The sequence below is a fragment of the Ferrovibrio sp. MS7 genome, assembly GCF_038404985.1.
GTDB lineage: Bacteria > Pseudomonadota > Alphaproteobacteria > Ferrovibrionales > Ferrovibrionaceae > Ferrovibrio > Ferrovibrio plantarum.
Window position 1 is genome coordinate 352,676 of sequence record NZ_JBBKBA010000002.1, and the last position, 20,697, is coordinate 373,372.

The 20,697-nt window shown below is 65.2% G+C and carries 23 protein-coding genes; 15 read left to right on the forward strand and 8 right to left on the reverse strand.

Annotated elements, in window-relative coordinates; genetic code table 11:
• The first annotated feature begins 19 nt into the window (after positions 1-19).
• Both serB and V6B08_RS14880 read left to right on the forward strand, forming a co-directional pair.
• Complete coding sequence (gene serB, locus V6B08_RS14875) at positions 20-919, forward strand: phosphoserine phosphatase SerB (RefSeq protein ID WP_341982248.1); 900 nt, start codon at positions 20-22, stop codon at positions 917-919.
• A 202-nt stretch (positions 920-1,121) separates the two neighbouring features.
• Positions 1,122-1,391, forward strand: a complete 270-nt coding sequence (locus V6B08_RS14880; RefSeq protein WP_341982250.1) for a hypothetical protein — start codon at positions 1,122-1,124, stop codon at positions 1,389-1,391.
• Here V6B08_RS14880 and V6B08_RS14885 read toward each other — a convergent pair.
• On the reverse strand, positions 1,388-2,323 hold the full coding sequence (locus V6B08_RS14885) for a threonine/serine dehydratase (RefSeq protein ID WP_341982252.1): 936 nt from the start codon (positions 2,321-2,323) through the stop codon (positions 1,388-1,390). The genes V6B08_RS14880 and V6B08_RS14885 overlap by 4 nt on opposite strands.
• 112 nt (positions 2,324-2,435) lie before the next feature.
• Between V6B08_RS14885 and V6B08_RS14890 the strand changes: the two genes are divergently transcribed.
• A complete protein-coding gene (locus V6B08_RS14890) occupies positions 2,436-2,633 on the forward strand; it encodes a twin transmembrane helix small protein (RefSeq protein ID WP_341982254.1) in 198 nt (65 codons plus the stop codon).
• 4 nt (positions 2,634-2,637) lie between these two features.
• On the forward strand, positions 2,638-3,207 hold the full coding sequence (locus V6B08_RS14895) for a cob(I)yrinic acid a,c-diamide adenosyltransferase (RefSeq protein ID WP_341982255.1): 570 nt from the start codon (positions 2,638-2,640) through the stop codon (positions 3,205-3,207).
• Between the two features lie 6 nt (positions 3,208-3,213).
• On the opposite strand, the gene V6B08_RS14900 is transcribed toward V6B08_RS14895, so the two are convergent.
• Genes V6B08_RS14900 through V6B08_RS14910 form a run of 3 tightly spaced genes read right to left on the reverse strand, consistent with a single transcriptional unit; the run spans position 3,214 to position 5,145 of the window.
• Positions 3,214-3,708 (reverse strand): Hpt domain-containing protein, encoded by a 495-nt coding sequence (locus V6B08_RS14900; RefSeq protein WP_341982256.1) that lies wholly within the window; start codon positions 3,706-3,708, stop codon positions 3,214-3,216.
• Positions 3,705-4,193 (reverse strand): response regulator, encoded by a 489-nt coding sequence (locus tag V6B08_RS14905; RefSeq protein WP_341982258.1) that lies wholly within the window; start codon positions 4,191-4,193, stop codon positions 3,705-3,707. Before V6B08_RS14905 ends, V6B08_RS14900 begins: the two co-directional genes overlap by 4 nt.
• A 43-nt stretch (positions 4,194-4,236) precedes the next feature.
• A complete protein-coding gene (locus V6B08_RS14910) occupies positions 4,237-5,145 on the reverse strand; it encodes a LysR substrate-binding domain-containing protein (protein WP_341982260.1) in 909 nt (302 codons plus the stop codon).
• A gap of 115 nt (positions 5,146-5,260) precedes the next feature.
• On the opposite strand from V6B08_RS14910, the gene V6B08_RS14915 reads away from it, so the two are divergent.
• Positions 5,261-6,172, forward strand: coding sequence for a DMT family transporter (locus V6B08_RS14915; RefSeq protein WP_341982262.1), 912 nt, complete (start codon positions 5,261-5,263; stop codon positions 6,170-6,172).
• Here V6B08_RS14915 and msrQ read toward each other — a convergent pair.
• Positions 6,084-6,950, reverse strand: coding sequence for a protein-methionine-sulfoxide reductase heme-binding subunit MsrQ (msrQ, locus tag V6B08_RS14920; RefSeq protein ID WP_341982264.1), 867 nt, complete (start codon positions 6,948-6,950; stop codon positions 6,084-6,086). The two genes, V6B08_RS14915 and msrQ, sit on opposite strands and share 89 nt — an antisense overlap.
• A 63-nt stretch (positions 6,951-7,013) precedes the next feature.
• Positions 7,014-7,421, reverse strand: a complete 408-nt coding sequence (locus tag V6B08_RS14925) for a hypothetical protein (protein ID WP_341982266.1) — start codon at positions 7,419-7,421, stop codon at positions 7,014-7,016.
• Positions 7,422-7,591: 170 nt separating this feature from the next.
• Here V6B08_RS14925 and V6B08_RS14930 point away from each other — a divergent pair, with 170 nt between their 5' ends.
• Together V6B08_RS14930 and V6B08_RS14935 are read left to right on the forward strand one after the other, a co-directional pair.
• Positions 7,592-8,677, forward strand: a complete 1,086-nt coding sequence (locus V6B08_RS14930; RefSeq protein ID WP_341982268.1) for a malate/lactate/ureidoglycolate dehydrogenase — start codon at positions 7,592-7,594, stop codon at positions 8,675-8,677.
• Positions 8,678-8,696: 19 nt separating this feature from the next.
• On the forward strand, positions 8,697-9,482 hold the full coding sequence (locus V6B08_RS14935; RefSeq protein WP_341982271.1) for a 2-keto-4-pentenoate hydratase: 786 nt from the start codon (positions 8,697-8,699) through the stop codon (positions 9,480-9,482).
• Here the strand turns inward: V6B08_RS14935 and amt are convergent.
• Complete coding sequence (amt, locus tag V6B08_RS14940; RefSeq protein WP_341982273.1) at positions 9,479-11,587, reverse strand: ammonium transporter; 2,109 nt, start codon at positions 11,585-11,587, stop codon at positions 9,479-9,481. The genes V6B08_RS14935 and amt overlap by 4 nt on opposite strands.
• A gap of 216 nt (positions 11,588-11,803) precedes the next feature.
• Here amt and V6B08_RS14945 point away from each other — a divergent pair, with 216 nt between their 5' ends.
• The 4 genes from V6B08_RS14945 to V6B08_RS14960 are packed head-to-tail and all read left to right on the forward strand — an operon-like array spanning position 11,804 to position 14,061.
• Positions 11,804-12,757, forward strand: coding sequence for a tetratricopeptide repeat protein (locus V6B08_RS14945; RefSeq protein ID WP_341982276.1), 954 nt, complete (start codon positions 11,804-11,806; stop codon positions 12,755-12,757).
• A gap of 10 nt (positions 12,758-12,767) precedes the next feature.
• Complete coding sequence (locus V6B08_RS14950; protein WP_341982278.1) at positions 12,768-13,436, forward strand: LON peptidase substrate-binding domain-containing protein; 669 nt, start codon at positions 12,768-12,770, stop codon at positions 13,434-13,436.
• Positions 13,437-13,465: 29 nt separating this feature from the next.
• The gene (locus tag V6B08_RS14955) at positions 13,466-13,666 is read left to right on the forward strand and encodes a Trm112 family protein (protein ID WP_341982280.1); all 201 of its coding nucleotides are present in this window, start codon (positions 13,466-13,468) and stop codon (positions 13,664-13,666) included.
• A gap of 5 nt (positions 13,667-13,671) precedes the next feature.
• On the forward strand, positions 13,672-14,061 hold the full coding sequence (locus V6B08_RS14960) for a gamma-butyrobetaine hydroxylase family protein (RefSeq protein WP_341982282.1): 390 nt from the start codon (positions 13,672-13,674) through the stop codon (positions 14,059-14,061).
• A gap of 5 nt (positions 14,062-14,066) precedes the next feature.
• On the opposite strand, the gene V6B08_RS14965 is transcribed toward V6B08_RS14960, so the two are convergent.
• A complete protein-coding gene (locus tag V6B08_RS14965) occupies positions 14,067-15,308 on the reverse strand; it encodes a UbiH/UbiF/VisC/COQ6 family ubiquinone biosynthesis hydroxylase (protein WP_341982284.1) in 1,242 nt (413 codons plus the stop codon).
• A gap of 188 nt (positions 15,309-15,496) precedes the next feature.
• Here V6B08_RS14965 and V6B08_RS14970 point away from each other — a divergent pair, with 188 nt between their 5' ends.
• The 4 genes from V6B08_RS14970 (at position 15,497) to pgi (ending at position 20,639) form a co-directional block, all read left to right on the forward strand.
• Positions 15,497-16,279 (forward strand): DUF1194 domain-containing protein, encoded by a 783-nt coding sequence (locus V6B08_RS14970; RefSeq protein ID WP_341982286.1) that lies wholly within the window; start codon positions 15,497-15,499, stop codon positions 16,277-16,279.
• Between the two features lie 101 nt (positions 16,280-16,380).
• A complete protein-coding gene (glpX, locus tag V6B08_RS14975) occupies positions 16,381-17,346 on the forward strand; it encodes a class II fructose-bisphosphatase (protein ID WP_341982288.1) in 966 nt (321 codons plus the stop codon).
• The gene (locus V6B08_RS14980; RefSeq protein ID WP_341982290.1) at positions 17,343-18,965 is read left to right on the forward strand and encodes an alpha-D-glucose phosphate-specific phosphoglucomutase; all 1,623 of its coding nucleotides are present in this window, start codon (positions 17,343-17,345) and stop codon (positions 18,963-18,965) included. The genes glpX and V6B08_RS14980 overlap by 4 nt, the downstream gene beginning before the upstream one ends.
• A gap of 3 nt (positions 18,966-18,968) precedes the next feature.
• Positions 18,969-20,639, forward strand: a complete 1,671-nt coding sequence (pgi, locus tag V6B08_RS14985) for a glucose-6-phosphate isomerase (RefSeq protein ID WP_341982292.1) — start codon at positions 18,969-18,971, stop codon at positions 20,637-20,639.
• Positions 20,640-20,697: the final 58 nt, after the last annotated feature.

A 20,697-nucleotide genomic window follows, 5' to 3' on the forward strand; every position in this document is an offset into this window, starting at 1 on the left:
CTTACCCTGGTTGGCCCCCATGCAAAACATCCTCACCCTGATCAGCGATCCGCGCGGCGGCATCCTGAGCGAACGCATGGCCGGCGCGGTACGCGATGCCCTGGCACTGGCCGGCGCCCGGGTGGCCAAGGCTGACTGGCTGGACCCCGGCGTGGCCTGCGACATCCCGTTCGACCGCATCGCCCCCGCCACCGCGACCCAGGCCGCCAAGGTGGCCCTGCGCGGCGCCCCGGTGGACCTGCTGGTGGTGAACCCGGAGAACCGCCGCAAGCAGGTGCTGGTGGCGGACATGGAATCCACCATCATCAAGAACGAGATGCTGGACGAGCTGGCCGACCTCGCCGATCTCGGCCCCGGCATCGCCGAGATCACGCGCCGCGCCATGAATGGCGAACTGGATTTCGAGGCCGCGTTGCGTGAGCGTGTGGCACTGCTGAAGGACCTGCCGGAAGCCCTGCTCGACCGCGCTGCCGCGCGCATCCAGCCGATGCCGGGTGCGGCCACCTTGCTGCGCACGCTGAAAAGCCAGGGCGTCTATTGCGCCCTGGTTTCCGGCGGCTTCGATTTCTTCACCCGGATGATCCAGGAACGTTTCAGCTTCGACGAGCAGCAGGCCAATCATCTGGTGGTGACCTTCGACCGCCTGGCCGGCAGCGTACGCGAGCCGATCCTGGGCCGCGAAGCCAAGCTCGAGGCATTGAAGCGCATCGCCATCGCGCGCCATGTCGATCTCGCCGATTGTCTCACGGTCGGCGATGGCGCCAACGACCTTGCCATGCTGCAGGCCGCCGGCATGGGCATCGCCTTCCGCGCCAAGCCGGTGGTGCAGGCCCAGGCCCGCTTCAGCATCCAGCATGGCGACCTCACCGCGCTGCTCTATGCGCAAGGATACAGGCGGGACGAGATTCTGGGGCGTTGACATCGGTCCGTTTACGCCCTAGCTTTCCTGCCATGCACAGCCGCGCCGTCTTTAACTATTGGTATTTTACACTGCTGACATAGCGGTGACGGTTCGTATGTGACAAACGACCCAATGCCGCCGCAGCCAACCGGCGGCATTCGTTTTTTCCCACATAATTCGATGCTTCCGGCCTCCGGCGGAAACCCCAAGGAGAAGTACCGTGAGCACGCTTACAACCCATATTGAAACCCTGGACCTGCCGCGCGAGGCATTGCGCCAGGGCATGGACCTGGTTGACCTGCTGGTCACCACCCGACTGGCCAATGACCGCAGCGATGCGCGCCACCTGATCCGCTCCGCCAAGGCACGGATGAATGGCCGCGTGGTGGCACACGAAGGTGTCACTGCCGGACTTGACGATCTCGACACCAATGGCCTGCTGCGGCTGGCCGCCGGCGATGGCACCGAGATGCTGGTGCGCGCGGCTTAAAGCTGCATGTAGCCATGGTCGGCGGCATTGCCGCCGCAGACCATGATGCCGACGCGCTCACCATGCGCCGGCTTGTAGGCGCCAGAGAGCAACGCCGCGAAAGCCGTGGCGCCGCCCGGTTCGGTGGCGAGCCGCAGCTTGTCCCACAGCACCGCCTGCGCCATGCGGATGGCATCGTCGGGCACCAGAACGCTCGCAGCGACAAACTGCTGCGCGATCGGGAACATCAACTGCCCGACCTGGCGCGGCGCCAGCGAGTCCGACGCGATGCCGCCGGCCGGCGCATCCACCGGCTGTCCGGCCTTGAGCGCCATGTTTAGTGTCGGCGCGGTTTCCGGCTCCACGGCGATAACGCGCGTGCGGCCCCGATACCAGGCGGCGATGCCACCGATGAAACCGCCGCCACCGACCGCAACCAGCACGCTATCGAGGTCCGGCACCTGCTGCTCGAATTCGAGGCCGCAGGTGCCTTGGCCGAGCAAGGTTTCCGGCTGGTCATAAGCATGTACCGGCAGCGCGCCGCTTTCCGCGCGCCAAGCCTCCGATGCCGCCAAGGCATCGGCATAGCGTTCGCCTTCGATCACCAGATCGGCGCCATAGGCGCGGATACGGGCAATCTTGGCGCGCGAGGCGACACTCGGCACATAGATGCGCGCCGGCAGGCCGAGCCGCATCGCCGCATAGGCCACCGCCGCGCCGTGATTGCCGCCAGAGGCCGCCACCACACCCGCTTTTGGCACAGTGCTGCCAAGCAGGTTGGCGAAAGCGCCACGCGGCTTGAACGAGCCGGTATGCTGCAGCAATTCCAGTTTAAGCTGGATATCGCCGCCATCGAGGCCGAAATCACTGGCCGCCACGGCGATCACCGGGGTGCGCCGCACATGCGGGCGAATGCGCCCCTCGGTAGCGGCAATGGCCTCTCGATTGATCATGGGCGATCTCCTTGTACCGCGGCCTTCTGCGGCGGCCTTCTGCGGCGGTATGCCGCCACCTGCTAACCTGCCCGGGGCTGGACCGCAAGCCGGCGCGCGCTATGATCAGACCATGAGCTCATTCGTCCATGCTATGATTCCGGTTGCCATCGGCGCCACCTTCATCGTGCTGTGCATTGGCATCTATGCCCTGTTCCGCGGCGGGCGGTTCAACCGGTCCTATTCCAACCTGCTGATGCGCTGGCGCATCCTGCTGCAATTCATCGCCATCTGCCTGATCGCCCTGGCCGGCCTGGTGCTGGGGAAGTAGCCCCATGGTCAAGCTGGACAAGATCTATACGCGCGGCGGCGACAAGGGCCAGACCTCGCTGGTCGACGGCACCCGCGTGCCCAAGCACGACCTGCGCGTCGCCGCCTACGGCACTGCCGACGAGACCAATGCGGCGCTCGGACTGGCACGCCTGCATACCAAGGACCTGCCGGACCTCGATGCTATGCTCGGGCGTATCCAGAATGATCTGTTCGATCTCGGCGCCGACCTTGCCACGCCGGAGCAGGAGGCACCGAAATGGGAGCCGTTGCGCATCGTGCAGGCGCAGGTCGACCGCCTGGAAGCCGAGATCGATGCGATGAACGCGCAGATCCCGCCGCTGCATTCCTTCATCCTGCCGGGCGGTTCGCCGGCCGCCGCCTATCTGCATCTGGCGCGCACGCTGTCGCGCCGCGCCGAGCGGCTTGCCGTCGAGCTCACCGAACGCGAGACGATCAATCCGATGGTGGTTAAATACCTGAACCGGCTCTCCGACCACCTGTTCGTGGCCGCGCGGCATGCCAACAACAACGGCGCCAGCGATGTGCTCTGGGTGCCGGGCCAGAACCGCTAGACCCGGTCAGAGTTCGCTGCCGGTTTCCTCGGCCACCTTCTGGCGGATCACGCGCAGGGATTCCATCAGCTCGCGGCCGATAGCGCCGCCATCACCCTTGATATCGGCGCCGACCACGGCGCGCAGGGCATCGACATGGGTGCGGACCAGCGGCAGCCGGGCTTCGTCCACATCCTTGATCATATCGAGCAGCTTGCAATAGGAATCGCAGACCGCCGTGACCAGCGGATAACCGAAAGTACCGCCCTGGCCGCGCAATTCATGCGCCACACGACGCAGGTCGAGCAGGTAACGCTGGCGGCCGGCAAGGTCGGTCTCGGCATTGCGCAGCAAATCGATGATCGTCTGGGTATCGCGCTTGAGGATGCTGCCGAATTCGTTCTTCAGCGCAGCCACGCGCTGGTCGGCAGTCTTCAGCATGTCGTCGGCATTCTTGCCCACCGGCCGCGCCTTGCGCGCGATCAGGTTGGGATTGCCGATGAATTCAACGTCGTCGCTCATTGGTCTTCCTTGCGCCGCTTCGGGCCGCGATAGCTGTCCGCCCGGCGGCGGCGGCGATCCGGCCCGAAGAAACTCTTGGTCTTCACGAACTGCCTGGGCCGCTCGATCACTTCCACCACACGGCCATACAAGGCCTGGGCCGAGATCGGCTTGGCGAGGAACTCGGTGACGCCGGCATCGCGCGCGGTAAAAATGTTGGTGCGCGTGGTGTTGGCGGTAAGCATGATGATCGGCAGCAGCCGCATCGACTTGTTTGCACGGATCCGGCGGATCAGCTCGATGCCGGATTTCTCGCCCATATCCCAGTCGCTGATCACCAGATCGACGGCGATTTCGGCAAGCTGCTCCAGGGCCTGATCGACGCTATCGGCCTGCGCCACACTGCGCACGCCGATGCCGTTCAAGGTATTGGCGACGATGTTGCGCATGAACCGGTTGTCATCGACCACCAGAACACTGACTGAACCAAGATCATAAAGCTGCATCGACCGCGACTGCCCCCTCTCGCGGGCCAGGATTTTACCCGCCTTACCCGGTCGCCACAATCGCTGATTGGGTTTCTACCGTATCATTCAATGCCACGCGGATATGCTCGCGTAATACGATAGCTGCCTGGCCGGGTCCGGATCCTGCTCGCACTGGCGGCAGATGCAGGCAGATGGCGGCACGCGGCAGTGGTGGGAAGCCATCGGCGAGCCCAAGCGGACGCAGGTCGCGGGCCATGGTGCCGGCCTTGAACACCGAAACCGCCAGCCCGACCCGCACCGCTGCCTCTACCGCCGCGTAATTGGCACTGAGATAGGCCATGCGCCAGGGAATGGCCGCCTGTTCCAGCGCCGCGATGGCCCACGCCCGGAACAGGCAGCCACTGGGCGAGAGCGCCAGCGGCAGGGGCCGCCGCTGGGGCACCGCATGGCCGCGCGCCGTGGCCCAGACTGGCGTCTCATAGCGCAGCAGCTCGCCAGTGCTGTCATCCAGCTTTGCCGCGTCGTGCATGACAATGGCGAGATCGAGTTCGCGCCCCAATTGCCGGGGCATTTCAGCGGTCAGGCCGGTAATCACCTCCACCTCGATGCCAGGATGGCTGGCGGCGAAACGCGCCAGGATCGGCGGCACCAGGGTGGCCGAATAATCCGCCATCACGCCAAGCCGCACCCGGCCGCGCAGGCCGGGCCGCGCCACGCTCTGCAAGGCCTCGCGCTGTAACGCCAGCAAACGCCGGGCATAACCCAGCATCGCCTCGCCCTCCGGCGTCGCTACCGGACGGCGGCGGTCGCGGTCGAGCAACTTCACGCCGGCCACCGCCTCCAGCCTTTGCACCTGCATGCTCACCGCCGACTGCGTGCGGTTCAGCGCCCGGGCGGCCGCCGTGAAACCGCCCTGGTCCAGCACCGCCACGAAGGCCGCCAGCAGATCCGGATCAAGCCGGGTCTCCATCATCAATTTCCTTGATTAATACTATTCTCAACATTCTCTTTCATGATGATGCGCTTCCGGGCAGGATCAGGCAACAACAAACCGCCTCCCCGCCCGACTCTCCGGCCTGTATCCCATGACTCTGCCTGACACCCGACGCCCGTTGCTCGGCCTCACCGCCGCCTGCTGCTCCAGCCTGCTGGGCGGCAGCGCCGTGGTCGCCACCCGCTATGCCGTCGCCGGCCTCGATCCGGTGGCGTTGGCGGCTCTGCGCTATGGCCTCGGCGCCATCGTGCTCGGCGTCCTGGTCCTGCTGCTGCGGCGGGCAACACGGCTGAAACGGCGCGACTGGCTGGCGGTGTTCCTGCTTGGCGCCCTGTTCTTTGCCGCCTTCCCGGCCCTGTTCAGCGCCAGCCTGGCCTATACCTCGGCGGCGCGCGGCGCGCTGGCGCTCTCCACCCTGCCGTTCCTCACCCTGCTCTGCGCCGCCGCACTGGGCCGCGAGAAACTCACTGCGCTGAAGCTTACCGGCGTGTTGCTGGCGCTGGGCGGCGTCAGCCTGGCGCTGATCTCGGGCCGCGATTTGGCGGCACCCGATGGTGCCTGGCGCGGCGACCTGCTGATGGTCGCCACTGCCCTGCTCGGTGCCGTGTTCAATGCCCTGGCGCGGCCCTACATGGCGAAATACGGTGCGCTGGGTTTCACCGCCTGGGGCATGCTGTTTGGCGCCGTGCTGCTCAACGCCATCGCCTGGGGCGAACCGTCACGCCATGCCGCCACAGCATTGCCGCTGCTGGCCTGGGCCGCCATCGCCTATCTCGGCATCGTCGGCGCGGCGCTGATCTTCTATCTCTGGAGCCTGGGGCTGGAGTATGCCTCGCCAACCCAGGTGGCGATCACCGTGGCGCTCAACCCGGTGAGTGCCATGACGCTCGGCGCTCTGCTGCTGCATGAACCGGTCAGCGGCGCGCTGCCGCTGGGGCTGGCGGCGATCCTGCTCGGGATCGCCTGTGCCAACTGGCCCGCGCCTGCGCCAGCAAAGCCATAGCCAGTGCCGCGCCCAATGTGAGCCAGCCTGGCGAGATGCGGAAATCGAACATCCAGTTCGCCGCAGCCAGGCGGCGCCAGGGCAGTTGCGTGCAGCAGGCAGCCCAGCCGAGTTCGGCACCCGCCGCCACCAGGCCGGCCAGCAATGCCAGCGGCCAGGCTTCCCAGGCCTTGCGCAACCGGCCCATGGCATAGCCGAGGCGGTAGAGCATCAGCCACAGGAAGATGCCGACCTGCAACATCGGCGGATCGATCTCGCGCTTGGCCTGCAGCAGATAATGCACCAGGGCGATCACGGCGATGAGGTAGACAATGCGATGCAGCCTGCCCCAGGCCTTGCCGCCCATGCGGCGGATCGCCGAGTCGAAGGAGGTGATGCCGAGCGCGATCAGCCCAAGCACAGCAACAAAACCAATCGTGAGATAGAAGCGCAGCACGATCTCGGTGGCGACGCGCACCAGATCGAACTTGAGGTCGGCGATATAGATGCTGAGATGCAGCAATGCATAGGCCATGGCGGCAACGCCGATCTGGCGCCGCAGCTTGATCAGGGCCGGCCAATCGAGCAGCCGGCGCAGCGGCGTGATGCCGAGCGAACCGAGCAGCAGCCAGACCGCCCAGCGGCCGGATTCATGGGTCAGTTCGTCGATCGGGCGCGGCCCCAGGTCATTCAACGCCAGCCGCGCCGCCAGCCACAGGCCGGGCAGCCAAAGCAGCACGAAGCAGGCCGCCTTCAGCGGCGACAGGCGACCATCGCGTTCTTGCCAGGGAAAAGCCATGGCAGGGAAAATCGCAAGCGCGCGGCGCCAAGGCAAGCGCCGTCTCTGTCACGATGGAGAGAGCTATTTCGCCCTGAGGCAGCGCGCCACGATCTGGCCGCAGGCCACCAGCGTCTCGCGCCCGGTGGCGGTGCGGCCCTTCATCGCCACCTCGGTGACGCGACCCTGGCGCAGGGCGAAGGTGGTCTCGCAATAGCGGAAATACTCGTATTCGCCGCCCGGACGGCTGAGCGGCGAGTAATCCCGGTCGGTACCGCTGTTCATCGAGGCATAGGCCGAGCTTTCACGGAAGTAGCTCAGCAGGTCGACGCCGTTTTCACGATTGCGTGCAGTCGGTTCGCCGGCGCAGGAAAGCAATTGCTGCTCGGACAGGCCGACAAGTTCCTTCTGGCCGCGCAGGGCCAGTTCTTCCTGGCCGGAAGAACAGCCGGCGAGTACCACTAGGAAGGCAAGCGCAAGGACGTGTTTCATGGCGGCGGAGCATGCCGGAAGCCGCTGCCGTCGTCAAACGCCGGCACGCCCGGTGCCGCAATTGCGGCCCCAGAATTGCCGACCCCGAATTGCAGCCCTGGGGCCTTTGCGTTACAGCTTGGCCATAGAAGCGCCCCAGCGCCCCCGAGAAGCATCCTCCAGGAGGAACAATGGCCGAGTATGTGACGGTGATGCCCGAAGCCCTGCGCCAGACAGTGCGCGCGGTTTGCCGCCAGGGCGGCAGCAACGAGCGCGAAGCGGCCCTGGTGGCCGACAACCTGGTGCTGGCTAACTTGAGCGGCCATGACAGCCACGGCGTCGGCATGCTGCCGCAATACTGGCTGGCGGTGCATGAGAAACGGCTCAAGGTGAATCAGAGCGCCCGCGTGGCCCTGGATAACGGCGCCATGGTGACCATTGATGGCGGTTATGGCTATGGCCAGGTGATCGGCCATGAGGCGATGGAACTGGCGATCCTGCGCGCCCGCGAGCATGGCGTCTGCGTCATGGCGATCCGTGAAACCCACCATATCGGCCGCATCGGCCATTGGGGCGAGCAATGCGCCTCGGCCGGCATGATCTCGACGCATTACGTCAACGTGGTGAACCGCTCGCCACTGGTGGCGCCGTTCGGCGGTTCGGATGCCCGCTTCGCCACCAATCCCTATTGCTGCGCCATTCCGGGCCTTGGCGATGCCGAGCCCATCGTGCTGGACATGGCCACCAGCACCATCGCCATGGGCAAGGTGCGCGTGGCAATGAACAAGGGCGAACAGGTGCCGCCCGGCATCCTGATCGACAGCCAGGGCAACCCGACCACCGACCCGAAGGTGATGTTCAACCAGCCCATCGGCGCCATTCGTGCCTTCGGCGAACACAAGGGTTTCGGCCTGGCGCTGATCGCTGAACTGCTTTCCGGGCCTTTAAGCGGCGGCGGCACCGGCCGCAACCGCTGGGATGTCGGCACCATCACCAACAACATGCTCTCCATCGTGTTTGATCCAGCCAAACTCGGCGGCGCCGATAGCTGGCAGCAAGAGGCAGAAGCCTTCGTGAATTTCGTGAAGGATTCGCCGCCGGCACCGGATAACAAGACCGGTGGCGTGCTGGTGGCCGGGGAACCGGAGCGCCGCATGCGCGCCGAACGTAATATCAGCGGCATCCCGATCGATGTGACAACCTGGAACGAGATCGTTGCCGCCGCCGAAATGCTCGGCCATAAGGCTGCCGAAACGCGCCGCCTGGCCGGCCTGTAATTCCGAGGAGATCAAAACGATGAGCGACGCGATTGCCCAAGCCGCCGAACGCCTGCGCCAGGCGGAATCCAGCGTCACCGCCTGCGAGCCGGTGCGCGGCCTGCTGGGCACCGAGACCGACCTGCGCACCGCCTATGCTGTGCAGCGCGCCAACCGCGAGCATTTCATCAGCCAGGGCCGCCGTCTGATCGGCCGCAAGATCGGCACCTCGAGCCCGGCAGCACTGAAGATGTTCGGCATCAGCGCGCCGACCTACGCCATGCTGTATCACGACATGGTGCTGAATGACGGCGACACAATTCCCGCCGGCCGGCTGATCCAGCCACGCCTGGAAGCGGAAGTGGCGGTGGTGCTGGAGCGCGACCTCGACATGCCGAACCCGACCCTGGTGGATACGCTGCGCGCCGTGGGCTACGTGGTGCCGGCCATCGAGGTGGTGGACAGCCGCATTATCAACACCGCCACCAATATCGTCGACCTGGTCGCTGATAATGTCAGCGGTGCTTTCTTCGTGCTCGGCAGTGTGGCGCGCAAGCTGGACGGCCTGGACCTGCGCCGGGCGAGCGGCCTGCTCTATCGTGGCGACGAGGTAATCGGCCAGGGCACTGGCGCTGCAGTGTGGGGCAACCCGATCAATGCACTGGCCTGGCTGGCGGCGAAGCAAGTCAAGGCCGAATTGCCGTTGCGCGCTGGTGATGTGGTGATGACCGGCACTTATTGCCCGATGCAGCCGGCCAAGCCGGGCGACGCCATCGCCATCGAAATCCAGGGCCTGGGCCGCTGCGAAGTGAATTTCGCCGCCTAAATATCCGCACTGCGGCTGCGCGGGAAGCGCAGTGTCACCTTGGTGCCACTGCCCTCGCGGCTATCGATGGTGAGCGATCCCTGGTGCAGCCGCATCAGCGACTGCACCAACGGCAGGCCGAGGCCGGCACCGCCATAGCTCTTGGAGAGATGGTGGTGCAACTGCACGAACGGCTCCAGTGCGCGCGGCACGTCCTCGCGCTTCATGCCGATGCCGGTATCGCGCACCCAGATGGCGAAGCGGCCATCGTCCTCGACTTCCGCGCCGAGCGTGACGCTGCCCCCGGCCGGCGTGAATTTCAGCGCATTGGACAGCAGGTTCAGCAGCATCTGCCGCAAGGCGCGAATATCAGCGCGGAGATAAGGCAAGCCATCGGGCAATTCCGCCACCAGCGCCACGTTGCTCTCCTCGGCCTTGTCGCGCAGCATGCGCAGTACGGCATGGTATTGCTCGTAGATATCGACTTCCTCTTCAGTCAATTCGACGCGACCGGCCTCGATGCGGGTATGATCCAGCAGGTCGTTGACCAGGCTGAGCAGATGCTTGCCGCTGGCCAGGATGTCGGCGGCATATTCCTTGTAGCGGCCATCGCCGAGCTTACCGAACAATTCACCGGTAAGGATTTCTGAAAAGCCGATGATGGCGTTGAGCGGCGTGCGCAATTCGTGGCTCATATTGCCGAGAAAAGCGGTCTTGGCCTGGTTCGCCGCCTCGGCTTCGCCCTTGGCCTGCTTCAGCGCATCAATCACACGCTTGAGCCGTTCGGAATCACGATTCACGCGCTGGATGACACGATTGTACTGCAAGGCGATCGGCTCCACCTCGGAACCAATCACCACGTTGACCGGCGCATCGAAGCGGCCTTCAACGCGGTGGCGCTCCATGTCGTTGACCAGATCGAGCATCGCCGAGGTGGCGCCATGCTCGGCCTGATTCAAGCCGGCCTGCTCGGCCTCCGGCGAGACGCGCAGGGGATGGAAGCGGTTGATGATCTTGAGCCCCACATAGGCCAGGCCGAAGCAATAGACCGCAGCCGCAGCACAGCCGAGAAGCTGGATGCCGAACTGGCTGATGCGGTCATGCTGCACGGGCCAATTGGCCGGATCACCAAACAAAGCCACGGCCAGCGTGCCCCAGATGCCGGCGCCGAGATGCGCCGGGACGGCGCCGACTGCATCGTCGATGCGCAGCCGCTCCAGCCATTCGCCGAGCAGGATCGCCACCACGGCGCCAACACCGCCGATGATCACAGCGGCCAAAGCCGAGGTGTCATGGCAATTGGCAGTAATGGCGACGAGGCCGGCCAGCGTGCCATTAAGGAAATCCTCGACGCGCGGCAGCGGATACATCAGCCGCGAGGCGATCAGCCCGGCAACGCCGCCGGCGCAGCCGCCCAACGTGGTGTTGATCAGCACACTTGGCACATCCGCCGACATCGCAAGCGTGCTGCCGCCGTTGAAGCCGAACCAGCCGAACCACAGCAGCATGACGCCGAGAGTGGACATGGTGAGGTCATGGCCGCGGATCATCGCCACGCCCTTCTTGAACCGGCCCATGCGCGGACCGATCACCAGCACGGCGGCCAGCGACACCCAGCCGCCGACCGAGTGCACCACTGTGGAGCCGGCGAAATCGATGAAGCCGAGCTTGACCAGCCAGCCAGCCTCGCCGCCAAGCTGGCCGTTATTCCAGGCCCAATGGCCAAAGACCGGGTAGATCAGGCCGGAGATGATGACCGTGATGATGACATAGGAACTGAACGCCACGCGCTCGGCCACCGCGCCGGAAACGATGGTAGCTGCCGTGCCGCAGAACATGAGCTGAAACAGCAGGAAGCCGCCGATCGAGGCATCCTGGCGGGCGTCATACATCCAGGCAGAAGCACCGACCCAGCCGTTCTGGCTGATGCCGAACATCAAGGCGAAACCACACATCCAGAACAGCAGGCCGGCGATGCAGAAATCGACCAGGTTTTTCAACGCCACGTTGATGCTGTTCTTGGCCCGGACAAAGCCGCTTTCCAGACAGCAGAAACCGGCCTGCATGACAAAAATCATGCAGGTGGCCACCATGATCCAGACAAGGTCTACGCGTTCTATGGACATGAATTCCGGGGGAGACCGAACACAACCTTGCTTAAGCAAGAGGCATACCAGTGCTAAACCCGCGATATTCGGCCCAATGTGGCGGCAAGCGGCCTTGCCTTAGGCATGATGGCTAAAAATTAGCCGAAACCGGGGTGTTGGCATTTCCCCTGCGGCGCATTATGTCAGAGACCACGCAAAAAACGGCCACCAGAGCCTTTATCGGACCGCAGCATCATGGAACCCATCAGCCTGAATCTCGGCGGCACCCCCGCCGCTCCCGCCGCCGCCCCGGGCGCTTCTCCGGCTGGGGATCTGGTGAAGGAAATCGATATCTCCACCTTCATGCAGGATGTGGTGCAGGCTTCGATGAAGCAGCCGGTGCTGGTGGATTTCTGGGCGCCGTGGTGCGGCCCCTGCAAGCAACTGGGCCCGGCGCTGGAAAAGGCCGCCGTGGCTGCCAAGGGCAAGTTCAAGCTGGTGAAGGTCAATATCGACGACCCGCGCAATCAGCCGCTGGCGCAGCAGTTGCGCATCCAGTCGATCCCGGCGGTCTATGCCTTTTCCAAGGGCCAGCCGGTGGATGGCTTTGTCGGCGCCCTGCCCGACAGCCAGTTGAAGAAGTTCATTGAGCAGGTGGTCGGCGAGGCGGTGGGCGACAGCGAAGCCGTGCAGCTGATTGAGGCTGGCAAGGCGGCGCTGGCGGCCCAGGACTGGGCGGCAGCCGGCGAAGCCTTCTCCGGCGCGCTCGGCGAGGAAGCCGAGAATCCGGCAGCGCTGGGTGGCCTGGCCCGCGCCATGGTCGGCCTGGGTGAACTGGAAGCGGTGGACGAAATCCTCGCCCAGGTGCCACCGGCGCATGAGAATCATCCCGATGTTGCCTCGGCGCGCTCGGCGCTGCAGCTCGCGCGCGAAAGCGCCGGTGCCGCCGGTGAACTGGCTGGCCTGGAAGCCGCCGTCAACGCCGATCCGAAGAACCATCAGGCGCGCTATGACTATGCGCTGGCGCTGCTTGGCGATAACCGCCAGGGCGATGCGCTGGACCAGTTGCTCGAGCTGGTGAAGCTTGACCGCAAATGGAACGATGAGGCGGCGCGCAAGCAGTTGGTGAAGATCTTCGAGGCGCTTGGCCCGATGGACCCGCTGGTGGTGGACGCCCGCCGCCGCCTTTCCTCGATCCTGTTCGCCTGACGCCCGCGGCATGGCGGACCAGGAGCCGGAAATCACCGACATCGCCGCGCTCGACGGCACCATACCAATCTTTCCGCTTACCGGTGTGCTGCTGCTACCGCGCGGCATGCTGCCGCTCAACATCTTCGAGCCGCGCTACCTGGCGATGACGCGGGATGCCCTGGCAGGCTCGAAGCTGATTGGTATGATCCAGCCGCAAGAAGCCTTCAGCCGCGAGGCCAAGCCGCCGGTCTACCGCATCGGCTGTTTGGGCCGCATCAACGCCTCGGTCGATACCGAGGATGGCCGCGTGCTGATCACGCTCAGAGGCGTCTGCCGCTTCGCCGTGGCGAATGAACAAGCGATGACCGAGCCCTACCGTCAGGTGACCGCGGATTACGCGCCCTTCGCCAGCGACCTGGCCTCGGCGCCAAACGGCCAGATCGACCGCCAGCGCCTGGTCAATGCCTTGCGCGGCTATCTCGAACGCCAGAACCTGCCCGCCGACTGGCCTTCCATCGCGGCGGCGAATGACGAAGTACTGGTGCATTCGCTGGCCATGCTCTGCCCCTTCGCGCCGAGCGAAAAGCAGGCGCTGCTGGAAGCGGAAAGCTTTGCCGCGCGCGGCGCCCTGCTCACTGCCTTGCTGGAAATGGCGCTGCTGGAGCGCCCAGACAGCAGCACGAGTCGGTTTAATTAATTGGCCGCTTCAACTGACGGGAACACGCCATGTCGGAAACACCCCAGACCACGCCTGCCCCGGTCGACCCCAAGCTGCTGGAACTGCTGGTCTGCCCGCTGACCAAGACCACCCTGCGCTATGACCGCGAAGCCAATGAACTGGTGAGCGAGAAGGCGCGACTGGCCTTCCCGATCCGCGACGGCATTCCGATCATGCTGGTGGACGAGGCCCGCCAGATCGAGGGCTGAAAACCGTGGACCAGTCTTCCCCCTATACCCTCGCCGGGCGCCCGGCCTGCACCGAATTGCGGCTGAAGTCGCAGGAGAAGGTGCTGGAAGTCGATTACGCCAATGGCAAGTCATTCCGCTTCACGGCGGAATTCCTCCGCGTGGAAAGCCCATCCGCGGAAGTGCAGGGCCACGGCCCGCATCAGCGCACCTATATCGGCGGCCGGCGCCATGTGAACATCATCGCCATCGAGCCGGTGGGCACCTATGCCGTGCGGCTGAAATTCGACGACCTGCACGATACCGGCATCTATAGCTGGGAATATTTCTACGACCGCGGCTACGACCAGGACGAACTCTGGGCGCGGTATCTGGCGGCGCTGGAAGAACGCGGCCTCAAGCGCGACCCGCGCTGATTTTTCTAAAGCGCCCGCCCCTGCAGCAGCTTCGGCAACTTGCCGACATCGCCCATGGCATGGCGCATGAAGAAGGTCTTGGCCGGCTTCAGCCGCTCGACCAGGCCAAGCCCCAGGTCGCGCGCCAGTTTCACCGGCGCGATATCGTTTGAGAACAGCCGCGTCAGCCCATCGGTCACCGCCGACAACACGGCGGTATCGACGCGGCGCCAGTTCTCGTAAGACTCCAGCACATCCTGCTGCCCCGGATCGAGGCCGACGCGTCGTGCCGTCACCACCGCTTCGACCAGGGCGGCAACATCGCGCAGCCCAAGATTGAGGCCCTGGCCGGCAATCGGATGGATGCCATGGGCGGCATCGCCGACCAGCGCAAGGCGATGATCAATATAGCGTTCGGCATGCACGAAGGTGAGCGGATAGGACCAGCGTGGGCCGGTCACGGCCAGTGTGCCGAAATGATCGCCGAAGCGTTGCCGCATCTCCGCGACGAAGGCGACATCATCAAGCGCCAGGATCGCCTTGGCGCGTTCCGGCGGCTCGGTCCAGACCAGGGAGGAGCGGTGTCGGCCCTCAGCATCATCGGTCATCGGCAGGATGGCGAAGGGACCGGCCGGCAGGAAACGCTCCTGCGCCACACCATGATGCGGCTTCTCATGACGCACAGTGCAGACGATGCCGGTCTGGGCATAGCTCCATTCCATTGCCTTGATACCAGCCTGCTGGCGCATGAACGATTGCCGGCCATCGGCACCGACCACCAGCCGGGCGCGCACCTCTCTGCCATCGCCAAGCGTCAGCCGTGCCGGCGCGCCGGAGCCGGGCTGACCGCGTTCCACCATCGCCACACCCAGCGGTGCCAGCAGCCGGGCTTTGGGCAATTCGGCCAGGGCCGCCTGCTGGGCGGCGCGCATGACGCGGTTTTCCACCAGCCAGCCGAACGGGTCCTCGCCCAGCGCCTTGTGGTCGTAATGCACGAAAAGCGGCGAGTCGCCGTCCGAAACGCGGATATCCCACATCGGCTGGGCTTCGCTGACATGCTGCCACAGGCCGATGGCCGCCAGCATACGCTGGGAGGCGAGCGCGATGGCCGAGACGCGGCCATCGAAGCCGGCATTCAGCGCCCGGGCCGGGTCCTCGCGGTCGATCAGCAGGGTATCGACGCCGTGGCGCGCCAGGGCAATGCCCAGCGTCAGCCCGGCCAGGCCGCCGCCGACAATTGCCACTTCCGTCTGGATGATTTCAGCCATGACACGATTTTAGCCCCGGCAGCGGTCCTGTTCCAGGCATGGCCGGCGCGGCAAATGGTCATGGACGCCTGGGCTGGGCCGGGTATAGACTCCGAGTCATGCAGTGGCGATGGCTTGCGATTTTATCCCTGGCGTTGCTTGCGCCGGGTTTCCTCCTTCCCTCCGCCGCCTGGGCGGCAGGGGAGAAGTTGGCCGTCGACCTGGAACTGCTGCTCGCCATCGACATCTCCGGCAGCGTCGATCCCGATGAGGCCAAATTACAGCGCGAAGGCTATGCCAAGGCCCTGGTCGATCCCCAGGTGGTAAAGGCCATCGGCAGCGGTATCCATGGCCGCATCGCGATTTCCTATTTCGAATGGGCCGACGCCTATACCGAGAATACCGTGCTGGACTGGACGGTGATCAGCGATATGGCCAGCGCCAAGGTGGTGGCAGCCAAGCTGCTGGAAGTGCCGATCCGCATCGGCCGGCGCACCAGCATCAGCGGCGCCATCAACGCGGCCATCCCGCGCTTCAAGGCCTCGCCCTACCAGGGCCTGCGCAAAGTGCTGGATATCTCCGGCGACGGCCCGAACAATGCCGGCGACCCGGTGGACCTGGCGCGCGACAAGGCGCTGGCCCAGGGCATCGTGATCAACGGCCTGCCGATCATTAACGACCGGCCCAATCCCTGGGGCATGCCGGTGATGGAAGACCTGGACCGCTATTACGAGGGCTGTGTGATCGGCGGCCCTGGCTCCTTCGTGGTGGTAGCGGAGAGTTTCGATACCTTCCATGAGGCGGTACGGCGCAAGCTGGTGCTCGAAATTGCATCTGCTCCCATCGTGCCCCGGCAATGGGGCCAAGCCGGCCCGCCGGTGCGTTTGCAGCACCCATTACAATTTGCCCAGGGCGCTTACCGCTACCCCAAGGGCTGCGATGCCGGTGAACGCCAGAGCCAGGAATTCTGGCGCCGCCGCTTCGACCAGTAACCCCCTAAATTCCGCCCCTAAACCCCTGGCCCGCCTTGGCGCGGGCGGAATTTTGCCGTATTTCCAGGCGACAAGAACGAAGCCCGAGAATGGAGTGCCCGATGCCGAGCCCGTTTGCCCGCGCCGATTTCCCCTTTGCCCTGCGGCATGTGACCGAAGCGGCAGCCGTTGCGGCCCATGACTGGGTTGGCCGTAGCGAAAAGGAAGCGGGCGATGGCGCCGCTGTCGAGGCGATGCGCAAGGCGCTGGGCGATATCAACATCAATGCGGTGGTGATGATCGGCGAGGGCGAGAAGGACAACGCCCCCCTGCTCTATCGCGGCGAACGCATCGGCAAGGGTGAACCGGAAATCGAAATCGCCGTGGACCCCATCGAGGGCACCACCAACATGGCCAACGGCGTCGATAATTCCATGGCGGTGATGGCCCTGGCGCCGCGCGGCGCCATGTTCGACCTCGGCCCCAGCTTCTACATGGACAAGCTGGTGCTGCCCGCCGCCGCCAAAGGCAAGGTGGATCCGACCTGGCCGGTTAAGCGCAAGCTGGAGGCACTGGCCGAAGCCCTGAACAAGCCGGTGCGTGAGTTGCGCATCTTCGTGCTGAACCGCAAGCGGCACCATGCCATGATCAAGGAAATCCATGCCGCCGGCGCGCGCACCATGCTGCAGGAGAATGGCGACGTGGCCGGCGCCTTCATGGCGGTGGACGGCGGCAGCAACGTGGATGCACTGTTTGGTACCGGTGGCTCTCCGGAAGGCGTCATCACCGCGATCTTCGCCCGCGCCATGGGCGGCGAATTCTTTGGCCGCGTCGATCCGCAGAGCGAAGACGAGGCCGCCAAGGTGAAGGAATTCGGCCTCGACAGCAGCCGCTGGCTTTCGGGCCAGGAACTGGTGAAAAGCGACGATGCCATCTTCATCGCCACCGGCATCAACAGCGGCCCACTTTGCCGCGGCGTGCAGATCCATCGCGGCATCGTGCGGCTGCACACCGTGATCCTGATGGCTGCCACCCAGGCGCGGCACGATCTGGTCAGCCAGTTGCGCCCCAACCCGTCGCACCAATGAACATCCGCAGCGTCGCATTGCAGCCCTTTGCCGGGCAGAAGCCAGGCACGTCTGGCCTGCGCAAAAAGGTGCGCGAATTCCAACAGCCGGGCTATCTCGAAGCCTTCGTGCAGTCGCTGTTCGATACTCGGGCCGATCTCAAGGGCGGCACACTGGCGCTTGGCGGCGATGGCCGCTACTTCAACCGCGAAGCCGTGCAGATCATCCTGCGGCTGGCGGCGGCGAATGGCGTGGCGCATGTGCTGCTCGGCCAGGGCGGCCTGCTCTCGACGCCGGCAGCTTCCGCCGTGATCCGCGCCCATGATGCCCAGGGCGGCATTGTGCTTTCGGCCAGCCACAATCCTGGCGGCCCGCACGGCGACTTCGGCATCAAATATAATATCGGCAATGGCGGCCCGGCGCCGGAAGCGGTGACGGAAGCGATCTATCGCCGCAGCCAGGAAATCGACCGCTATCTCACCATCGACGCCGCCGATATCGACCTCGACCGTCTCGGCGCGGCCACGCTCGGCGGCATGCGCATCTCGATCATCGACCCGGTGGCCGATCATGCCGCGCTGCTGCAGACGCTGTTCGATTTCGATGCCATCCGCGACCTGCTGCATTCCGGCTTCCGCATGCGTTTCGACGGCATGCATGCCGTGACCGGCCCCTATGCCCGCCGTGTCCTTGTGGACATGCTGGGGGCGCCGGAAAGCCTGCTGCTCAACGCGGTGCCGCTGCCGGATTTCGGCGGTGGCCATCCCGATCCCAATCCCGCCCATGCCGAAGAGCTGGTGGGCCTGATGCCAGGCCTGGATTTCGGCGCCGCCTCGGATGGCGATGGCGACCGCAACATGATTCTCGGCCCCGGCATTGCAGTGAGCCCTTCCGACAGCCTGGCGGTGCTCGCCGCCAATGCGACGCTGGCGCCGGGCTATGCTGCAGGCATTGCCGGCATTGCCCGCTCGATGCCGACCAGTCGCGCCGCCGATGCCGTGGCGAAGCAGCTCGGCCTTCCCTGTTTCGAGACGCCGACCGGCTGGAAATTCTTTGGCAACCTGCTGGACGCCGGCCGCATCACCTTATGCGGCGAGGAAAGCTACGGCACCTCGTCGAACCATGTGCGCGAGAAGGATGGGCTCTGGGCCGTATTGTTCTGGCTCAACCTGCTGGCCAAGCGGCGTGAGCCGGTGGCGAATATCCTGGCGCAGCATTGGCGGCAATTTGGCCGGCATTATTATTCACGCCACGATTACGAGGCGGTGGAGACCGCCACGGCGCAGGCAGCGATGGCCGATCTTGCCAAGGCACTGCCCGGCCTGGTCGGGCGCTCGATTGACGGCATGGCGATCACCCAGGCCGATGACTTCGCCTATACCGATCCCATCGATGGCAGCGTTTCCAAGGCTCAAGGGCTGCGCGTGATCTGCGGTGAGGCGGCGCGCGTCATCGCCCGCCTTTCCGGCACCGGTACTGAAGGGGCCACGGTGCGGCTCTATTTTGAACGCTTCGAGGCCGACCCTGCACGCCAACATGATGATGTGCAGGCCCGCCTGAAACCGCTGATCGATTTTGCTGAAAGCCAGCTTGGCCTACGCCGCCGCAGCGGCCGGGCCGGCCCCGATGTGGTGACCTGACCCATGACCCTGCTGCCGCCCCCCCTCTCGCCCTCCATCGATCAGACCGAAGAATGGCGCGCCTTGGCGGCCCAGGCGGCAGCCGAGCGCGACATCACGCTGCGCCAGCTTTTCACCGCCGATCCAAAGCGTTTCGAACGCTTCTCTTTCCAGCATGGCGACATGCTGCTCGATCTCTCGCGCCAGCGGCTTTCGGCCCAGACACTCGGCCTGCTGCTGAAGCTGGCCCGCGCCGCCGATCTGGAAGGCTGGCGCGAGCGCATGTTCGCTGGTGTGCATATCAACAGCACCGAGGACCGCGCCGTGCTGCATACCGCTTTGCGGCTGCCGCGCGAGGAAACCCTGGTGGTTGATGGCACTGACGTAGTGCAGCAGGTGCATGGCGAACTTGACCGCATGGAAGCCATGGTGCAGGCGGTGCGCAATGGGACCTGGCGCGGCGCCACCGGCGAGACTTTCCGCTATGTGGTGAATATCGGCATCGGCGGTTCCGACCTCGGGCCGCGCATGGTGGTCGATGCCCTGGCCGCCGACCATGAGCCCGGCCTTGACGTAAAATTCGTCAGCAATGTGGACGGCGCCGATCTGATGCGGGTGCTGGCCGGCTGCGAGCCGGCACGCACCCTGATCATTGTCGCCTCCAAGACCTTCACCACTCAGGAAACCATGGCCAATGCCGCCAGCGCGCGGCACTGGCTGCAACAGGCCCTGGGCGAAAAGGCCGACTGGGCGGCGCATTTTGTCGCGCTCTCCGCCGCGCCCAAGGCGGTGGCGGCTTTCGGCCTCAAGGCAGACCGCCGCCTGACCTTCTGGGACTGGGTGGGCGGCCGCTATTCGCTGTGGTCGAGCATTGGCTTTCCCATCGCGCTCAGCATCGGCATGGAGAAATTCCGCGATCTGCTCGCCGGCGCCCATGCCATGGACGAACATTTCCGCACGGCGCCGCTGATCGGCAACCTGCCGGTGCTGATGGCGCTCGCCGGCATCTGGAATGTCAACTTCCTCGGCTTCAACTCCCTGGCCGTGCTGCCCTATGACCAGGGCCTCGGTCGCCTGCCGGCCTATCTGCAGCAGGCCGACATGGAGAGCAACGGCAAGTCCACCGACCGCTGGGGCCGCAGCGTCGGCTATGCCACCGGACCGCTGGTATTCGGCGAGCCGGGCACCAATGGTCAGCATGCCTTCTACCAGTTGCTGCATCAGGGCACCCCGGTAGTGCCCGCGGATTTCATCCTGCCGCTGGAAAGCCGCTATCCGCTGGGCCAGCACCACGCCATGCTCACCGCGAATGTGCTGGCACAGGCCGAGGCGCTGATGCTGGGCCGTACGCTGGAGGAAGTCACCGCCGACCTGCGGGCCAGCGGCATGAGCGATGAGGCCGCAGCGGCCCTGGCGCCACACAAGGTATTCTCTGGCAATCGGCCAAGCGCGCTGATCGCCCTGCCGATCCTTGATCCTTACCATCTTGGGATGCTTATCGCGCTCTACGAGCATAAGATTTTCTGCCAGGGCGTGATCTGGGGGGTGAACTCCTTCGACCAGTGGGGCGTAGAACTGGGCAAGCGTCTGGCCGGCCCGATCCTGGAAGAGTTGACGGACCCGAGCCGGCAACCGCATCATGACGGCGCAACCAGCGCGCTGATTGCACTGGTCCGCCGGGCAACGCTTCGGTGAACCAAGCCGCCAGCCGCGCCAGGGTATTTCGCCAATAAGCGTGTGCAAGGGGAAGCCG